The following is a 7,085-nucleotide window of genomic DNA, read 5'->3' as shown; positions in this document are numbered from 1 at the left end:
GTCGGGGCTTTTTGTTCTGGGGTATGGCGTTTGTTCACAACGTTTTTGGAATCGGTTTCCAACCATTTCCCCCCCCCCCGCCCCCCGGCCCCGTGGGCTTTTTGGGGGTGGGGCCGTGGGCGTGTGCGCGCACCGCGCGCACCGATCTGAAGGCCGCCGGCTTTCCCCTTCGCGTGACGGTGACGGCGACGGCACGGTCCGCGTCGGCCCGTGCCGTCGCCCGTCCTTTTCCGGCCGCCCGTCGATGTCGTGAGACAGCCCGCGTGGCGTTCGATCGGTCGGATCCGCGTCTCTCACCTGGGGCATCGTCAGTTCCCCCGTACTGCGCGGTGGTTGGAGACGCTCCGCTCCCTCACCGGACTCACAATAAATTCCTGTCCGAATCATTGACGCGCCTCCGGGGCCTCCGTAGCTTGTGCCAGCAAGCGCTTACTTGAAACGATTCATGCGTGCGGCGACGCTGCGGGGAGGGGACCGACTGTGGGAACCAGCAGGAATGTTGAGAGGCGAACGATCCTGAAGGCGGCCGGGGCTACAGCGGCGACGCTGGGGCTGGCCGCGACGACCGGATGCGGGGGTGACAGTGGCAGTTCCGGAGACGGAACGGTGACACTGCGTTACGCATGGTGGGGTGGCGAGCCGCGCACCATCGCCATCAAGAAGACCATCGCGCTCTTCGAGAAGAAGTATCCGAAGATCAAGATAAAGCCGGAATTCACCGACTACGAGGCGTTCTGGGAGAAGTTCCAGACCCAGGCCTCCGGCGGAAATCCGCCGGACGTTTTCCAGAACGCGGTCGGCTTCCTGCGCAAGTACGACAAGCGCGGCGTTCTGCTGGATCTCAAGTCGCAGGCGGACGCCGGGAATCTGAGCCTGGACAACTTCCGCAACGGCGTTCTGGCGAACGGTCAGGTCGACGGCAAGCAGATCGCCATTCCGGTCGGCGCCAACACCATGTCTCTCGTCATCGATCTCAAGGCCTTCAAGAAGGCGGGCGTCGAGGCGAAGTTCGGCTGGACGTGGGACGAGTACTTCGCCGCGCTCCAGACGATCCAGGACAAGCTGAAGGTCGCCGGCGACACCGGCTATTTCGCCATCATGTACCTCTACGACCTGTACCTGCGCCAGAACGGAAAGGCCTTCTTCACCGACTCCGATCTCGGCTTCACCGAGGACGACCTGACGCAGTGGTGGACGGACGGCTACAAGCGTGTGAAGTCCGGACTGGTCGCCGACCCGAAGAAGATCGAGCAGGTCAAGCCCAAGTCCGGTCTCTCGGCGGGCCTCGCCGCGTCCGAGTTCACCTGGGACAACTTCTCCATCCGCTACGAGGGCGAGGGCACCTCCGACTACGGGCTCGCGCCGATCCCGACCACTGATGGCAAGCAGACCGGCCAGTACCTCGGGTCGCTGATGCTCAGCGGTTTCTCCGGGACCAAGCACCCCAAGGAAGTCGCACAGTTCATCAGCTTCATGGTCCACGACCCCGAGGTCGGCAAGATCATGGGCTACGACCGCGGCATCCTCGCCACGACCGAGCAGTACGACGCGTTCAAGCCCACCGACGCCCAGAACAAGGGTGTCGCGGCGTACGAGGACGAGGTCGCCAAGGCCGGTGTGCTCGGGAAGATCACCCCGCACCCGTCCGGCGCCGACGTCATCGAGGCGGCGTTCCTGCGTCTGGGCGGCGAGGTGGCCCAGGGCAAGTCCAAGCCGGCCGACGCCGCCAAGTCGCTGTTCAGCGAGGCCAAGGCCGCGTTCGCGGGCTGAGGGGACGTACCACCATGACGCTCGTCAAGGAAGCGCCCGTGCGCCCGGCGAAGAAGCGGCCCGCCGCTCCTGCCGCCGGGCGGCGCGGGCGGCGCCGCGAGAACATCGCCGGCTATCTCTTCATGTCGCCGTGGATCGCGGGATTCCTGCTGCTCACGGCGGGGCCGATGATCGCGTCGCTGTACTACGCGTTCACCCGGTACAACCTCTTCACCCCGCCCGAGTGGGTGGGCTTCGACAACTTCACGACGATGTTCCACGACCCGCGCTGGCAGAAGTCGGTGGAGGTCACACTCAAGTACGTCGTCGTGGCCACTCCGCTCAAGTTGCTGCTCGCGCTCGGCGTCGCGCTGCTGCTCGCGCAGAAGCGGCGCGGGCAGGGCCTGTACCGGGCCGCGTTCTACATGCCCTCCCTCATCGGCGCCAGCGTCTCCGTCGGCTTCGTATGGCGGGCGCTGTTCTCCGACGACGCGATCGTGGACCGCACGCAGAAGGTCTTCGGGCTGAACGTGGGCGGCTGGATCGGCAACCCGGACTACGTCCTCTACTCCCTGGTTGCCCTCAGCATCTGGCAGTTCGGTGCCCCGATGGTCATCTTCCTGGCCGGTCTCAAGCAGGTCCCCCGGGAGCTGTACGAGGCCGCCGAGGTGGACGGGGCCGGCCCCTTCCGCAGGTTCTGGAACATCACTCTGCCGATGATCTCCCCGGTGCTGTTCTTCAACGTGCTGCTGGAGTCCATCCACGCGTTCCAGGTGTTCGGCTCCGCCTATGTCGTCTCCGACACCCGGTGCGGGCCCGCCGACGCCACCCTCGTCTACACCTGTTACCTCTACCAGAAGGGCTTCAAGGAGGCCCAGATGGGCTTCGCCTCCGCGATGGCCTGGTCGCTGGTGGTCGCGGTGGCGCTGGTCACGGCGGTCCTGTTCTGGTCGCAGAAGAAGTGGGTGCACTACGAGGAGGCCGCCAAGTGACGACTGTCAGCACCCCCGCGGTGCGCACCGCGAACGAGCGGCGACGCACCGGTTCCCTCGCCTGGCATGTCGGCGCGCTCGTCGTCCTGGCCGTCGTCCTGTACCCGGTGATCTGGGTCCTCGGGGCTTCGTTCAAGCCGAGCAAGGACATCGTCGCCAGTGTCGACCTGCTGCCGTCCAAGCCGGTCTGGGCGAACTTCTCCGGGCTCGCCGACGGCATCTCCGGCATCTCCATCAGCACCTTCTTCCTGAACTCGCTGACCTACGCGGGCCTCGCCGTGGCCGGTGTCGTGATCTCCAGCTCGCTGACCGCGTACGCCTTCGCCAAGATCCGCTTCGCCGGCCGGAACCTGCTGTTCACGCTGATGATCGGCACACTGCTGCTGCCGTATCACGTGCTGCTCATCCCGCAGTACGTGATGTTCCGCAAGCTGGAACTCGTCGACACGCTGGTGCCGCTCGTGGCGGGCAAGTTCCTGGCGACGGAGGCGTTCTTCGTCTTCCTGATGGTGCAGTTCATGCGCGGGCTGCCGCGCGAGCTGGACGAGGCCGCCAAGCTCGACGGCTGCGGGCACTTCAGGACCTACTGGTCGATCGTGCTGCCGCTGTGCCGCCCGGCCCTCATCACCAGCGCGATCTTCACCTTCATCAACGCGTGGAACGACTTCATGGGCCCGTTGATCTACCTCAACACCCCTGAAAAGTACACCGTCTCGCTCGGCCTGATGATGTTCCGCGACCAGGAGGGCATCTCCAACTACGGCAGCATGATCGCGATGTCGCTGGTGGCGCTGGTACCGGTCATCGCCTTCTTCATGGCCTTCCAGCGCTACCTCATCGACGGCATGGCGACGTCCGGACTGAAGTGAGGCGGTCAGCATGGCGCAAGCACGTGTGAAGGCCCGCAGGGCGTCCGTGTTCGGCGGCGAGCGCTTCGCGCTCTTCGCCGAGACCCTGCTCACCGGTGTGTGGATCGCGGTCGCCTGTCTCGGTCTCGTCACCTACCCGGCGGCCTTCGCCGCCGGGGCGCGGCACCTGCGGCGTCGTACCGGCCATGAGGGCGGCGGCTGGCGGGACTTCGTCGCGGACTTCCGTACGGCCGTGCGCCGCGGGTGGCTCGTCGGGGTCGCCGGGTGGGTCGCGGCGGCAGCGGTCTGGGTGGACGTCCAGGCCGCGCGGGCCGGGATCCCCGGTGGCCCGCTGGTCGGAGCCGTCGGACTGTTCGCGCTGATCGGCCTCGCGGTGGCCGGGCTGCGCGCAGCGGCGGTCTGGGCTCCGGGCGCCTCCTGGCGGGCGCTGCTCAGGGACGCCGTACGCCGGACCCTGCGGGACCCCGCCGGGTCCTTCCTGATCGTCGCAGGCCTGGCCGTCGTGGCCCTGTCCGCAGGGTTCCTCGCGCCGCTGGCGGTCCCGGTCCTCGGGGCCGTCGCGGCGGCGGCCGTCGCCGTGGAGGAACGCTACCGGCGCCGCTGACGGGCGGCGCCCTCGTCACCAGGTCGGCGCCCCGGCGTCGTACCTCTCTCTGTCATGCCCCTGGCCAGCCTGTCCATGGAAAGGAACGGTCATGTCCCCCATCCCCCGCAGGTCCATCCTCAAAGCAGCCGCCGTCGCCGGTGCCGCCGCACAGTTCAGCTGGGCGCTAGGGACCAAGGACGCGCAGGCCGCGCCCAGAGCCGCCGAGGCCGACGACGCTCCCGTGACCCTGGACTGGCTGGAGGACGGCGGTCTCGGTGCCGCACCCGGCTCCACCGTCGGTGTCCCCTGGCCCAGGGGCGTCTACCAGGAGGGCCAGAAGTTCGCGGTCCAGGACGCCGACGGCAAGGCCGTCCCGGTGCAGTCCTGGCCGATCGCCTACTGGCCCGACGGCTCGCTCAAGTGGACCGCCCACGCCGTAAGTTCGGGCAAGGGCAAGCTGTCGCTGAGCGCGGGTGACGCCGCCGTACCCGACAAGAAGGTCACCGTCGACAAGAGCGGAGGCACGATCACCGTCTCCACCGGCGTCATCACCGCGAAGATCGGCAAGTCGGGCGCCACGCTCATCAAGTCGGTCACCCGCGGGTCGACGGAGATCGCCAAGAACGGGCGGCTGGTGCTGATCCGCCAGCCCGAGATCGAGGACGAGGACCAGGGCACCGTCAAGACCGAGCGCTTCGAGGGGGCCATCTCCGAGGTCACCGTCGAGCAGTCAGGACCGGTCCGCGCGGTCGTCAAGATCGACGGCAAGCACCGCAAGGGCAGCCGCAGTTGGCTGCCGTTCTCCATCCGCCTCTACTTCTACGCGGGCGCCGACTCCTTCCGCATGGTGCACACCATCACCTACGACGGCACCCAGGAGCCCGGCAAGGCGAGCGGCGACTTCATCCGCGGCCTCGGCGTCCGCTTCACCGTGCCGATGCGCGACCAGTCCTACGACCGCCACATCCGCATCGGCGGCGAGGGCACCGGTCTGCTGCGCGAGGCCGTCAAGGGCATCACCGGACTGCGCCGCGACCCCGGCATCGCCGTGCAGGAGGCCCAGTACGCGGGCAAGAAGCTGCCCGACCCCGCCACCTGGGACCAGCGGGTCACCACCCGGCTCCAGTACATCCCCGAGTGGGGCGACTACACCCTCTCCCAGCTCTCCGCCGACGGCTTCACCCTGCGCAAGCGCACCAAGAAGGGGCACGGCTGGATCGGCGCCGGCGGCGGCAGGCGCGCCTCCGGGTTCGGTTACGTCGGTGGCGCGAGCGGCGGATTCTCCTTCGGCCTGCGCGACTTCTGGGAGCGGCACCCCTCGCAGCTCGACATCCGCGACGCCCAGACCGACGAGGCCGAGGTCACCCTCTGGCTCTGGTCGCCCGAGGCCCAGCCCATGGACCTGCGCTTCTACCACGACGGCATGGGCCAGGACACCTTCGCCGAGCAGCTCGAGGGCCTCAACATCACCTACGAGGACTACGAGCCCGAGTTCGGCACCCCCTACGGCATCGCCCGCACCTCGGAACTGCTGTTCTGGGCCAACGAGTCGACCCCGTCCCCGGAGACCCTGGCCCAACAGGTCGAGGCCGTAAGGGTGTTGCCGCAGCTCGCCGCCCCGCCCAAGCAGCTCATCAAGGCGAAGGTCTTCGGTCCGGGCCTCTACTCCGAGCCCGACCGGTCCACGCCCGCCAAGGCGAAGATCGAAGACCACCTCGACTTCCTCTTCACCTACTACAAGGGCCAGGTGGAGCAGCGCCGTTGGTACGGCTTCTGGGACCACGGCGACATCATGCACACCTACGACGCCGTCAGGCACCAGTGGCGGTACGACATCGGCGGCTACGCCTGGGACAACTCCGAGCTGTCGCCGGACATCTGGCTGTGGTTCGCGTACATCAGGTCGGGCCGCGCGGACATCTTCCGGTTCGCCGAGGCGATGACCCGGCACACCGGCGAGGTCGACGTCTACCACCTCGGGCAGTGGGCCGGACTCGGCACCCGGCACGGCGTGCAGCACTACGCCGACAGCGCCAAGCAGCAGCGCATCGCCAACACGACGTACCGCCGCTACTACTACTTCCTCACCGCGGACGAGCGGGTCGGCGACCTCATGCACGCCAACGTCGACTCCGACGAGACGTTCCTCGTGCTCGACCCGCTGCGCAAGGTCCGCACCGACCCCTACACACCCGACCGGCACGCCCTGTCGGTCGGCTTCGGCACCGACTGGAGCGGGCTGGTCTCGGCCTGGCTGACCGAGTGGGAGCGCAAGGGGCCCAAGTGGGAGAAGGCCAAGGCGCGCGTGCTGTCCACCATGGAGGGCATCGCCGCCCAGCCCAACGGGTTCGTGCAGGGCAGCGGGCTCTACGACCTCGACACCGGCAAGTTCGCCGTGGCTTCCACCCCGGTCGTCGGGGTCTCGCACCTGTCCGCCGTGTTCGGCCTCAACGAACTGTGCGCCGAACTCATCGACCTCGTCGACATGCCGAAGTTCAACGAGGCGTACTTCGACTACTGCCGCTACTTCAACGCGACCAAGGCCGAGCAGGCGGCACGGTACGGGACCAACTTCGGATCACTGCTGCTGTTCCAGGGACACTCGCGGCTCGACGCGTACGCGGCCGTCAAGACCGGGGACGCGAAGCTGGCCGCTCGCGCGTGGGACAAGTTCTACAACTCCGACGGCTACAAGGAGTCGGCGCCCTGGAAGACGGAGGCGTTGACCGGGCCGGTGTCCCTGGTGGCGGGCAGCGAGGCGGCCTGGGTGGCGAGCAATGACACCGCGCTGTACGGGCTCGCCGCCATCGAGAACCTGGCGTTGCTCGGGGACAAGATGCCGTAACGGTTCGTGGGGAACTGCGGGCCCGTTGTGGCTGGTCGCGCAGT

At 67.8% G+C, this 7,085-nt stretch carries 5 protein-coding genes; all 5 read left to right on the top strand.

Annotated features, from left to right (window positions below; genetic code table 11):
• Window positions 1-480 precede the first annotated feature (480 nt).
• The 5 genes from ACFVYN_RS31005 to ACFVYN_RS30985 all read left to right on the top strand — a co-directional run bounded on the left by ACFVYN_RS31005 (window position 481) and on the right by ACFVYN_RS30985 (window position 7,041).
• On the top strand, window positions 481-1,770 hold the full coding sequence (locus tag ACFVYN_RS31005) for an extracellular solute-binding protein (RefSeq protein WP_390004477.1): 1,290 nt from the start codon (window positions 481-483) through the stop codon (window positions 1,768-1,770).
• Window positions 1,771-1,784: 14 nt separating this feature from the next.
• The gene (locus tag ACFVYN_RS31000) at window positions 1,785-2,741 is read left to right on the top strand and encodes a carbohydrate ABC transporter permease (RefSeq protein ID WP_390004474.1); all 957 of its coding nucleotides are present in this window, start codon (window positions 1,785-1,787) and stop codon (window positions 2,739-2,741) included.
• Window positions 2,738-3,610, top strand: a complete 873-nt coding sequence (locus ACFVYN_RS30995) for a carbohydrate ABC transporter permease (RefSeq protein WP_390004471.1) — start codon at window positions 2,738-2,740, stop codon at window positions 3,608-3,610. Before ACFVYN_RS31000 ends, ACFVYN_RS30995 begins: the two co-directional genes overlap by 4 nt.
• 10 nt (window positions 3,611-3,620) lie before the next feature.
• Window positions 3,621-4,214 (top strand): hypothetical protein, encoded by a 594-nt coding sequence (locus ACFVYN_RS30990; protein WP_390004469.1) that lies wholly within the window; start codon window positions 3,621-3,623, stop codon window positions 4,212-4,214.
• A gap of 91 nt (window positions 4,215-4,305) precedes the next feature.
• Window positions 4,306-7,041, top strand: coding sequence for a Tat pathway signal sequence domain protein (locus ACFVYN_RS30985; protein ID WP_390004466.1), 2,736 nt, complete (start codon window positions 4,306-4,308; stop codon window positions 7,039-7,041).
• Window positions 7,042-7,085 lie beyond the last annotated feature (44 nt).

This window comes from Streptomyces sp. NPDC058307 (assembly GCF_042880295.1).
GTDB lineage: Bacteria > Actinomycetota > Actinomycetes > Streptomycetales > Streptomycetaceae > Streptomyces.
This window is presented reverse-complemented; position numbering and strand designations above follow the sequence as displayed.

Excerpts from the sequence above, each read along its gene's own strand:
- ACFVYN_RS31000 (WP_390004474.1), top strand. The coding sequence starts at position 1,785 with ATGACGCTCGTCAAGGAAGCGCCCGTGCGCCCGGCGAAGAAGCGGCCC.
- ACFVYN_RS30990 (WP_390004469.1), top strand. The coding sequence starts at position 3,621 with ATGGCGCAAGCACGTGTGAAGGCCCGCAGGGCGTCCGTGTTCGGCGGC.
- ACFVYN_RS30985 (WP_390004466.1), top strand. The coding sequence starts at position 4,306 with ATGTCCCCCATCCCCCGCAGGTCCATCCTCAAAGCAGCCGCCGTCGCC.